Raw genomic sequence first — 263 nt, forward strand, 5'->3', positions numbered from 1 at the left:
AGCCAACGTCTTCAGAAACAACTCCTGCGGCCGCGGCGGCGCGGGATTTCTGAACGACACCACGCAAAAGAATGCGGTCGCGATCGAGCGCAATCTCATCGACAACAATGCGGGAACTGAGCCGAACGCCTCGCACGGCGGCGCCATCTATGTTTTCGGCAAGACCCTGAGGATCACCGGCAACCTGTTCACGCGGAACTCCGTGACCCAGTGGGGCGCGGGGCTCTATGTCGGCGCCTGGACCGAAGGCGGGCATTTCACCA

The 263-nt window shown here is 62.0% G+C and carries 1 protein-coding gene; it reads left to right on the forward strand.

The window, feature by feature from the left end; all coding sequences use genetic code 11:
* A partial coding sequence (locus tag SAZ04_RS22335; RefSeq protein WP_332699840.1) for a hypothetical protein occupies window positions 1-263 on the forward strand: 263 nt, incomplete at both ends.

It is taken from the genome of Halalkalibacter lacteus (assembly GCF_036663595.1).
In the GTDB taxonomy this organism is placed as follows: domain Bacteria; phylum Bacillota; class Bacilli; order Bacillales; family Bacillaceae_D; genus Halalkalibacter; species Halalkalibacter lacteus.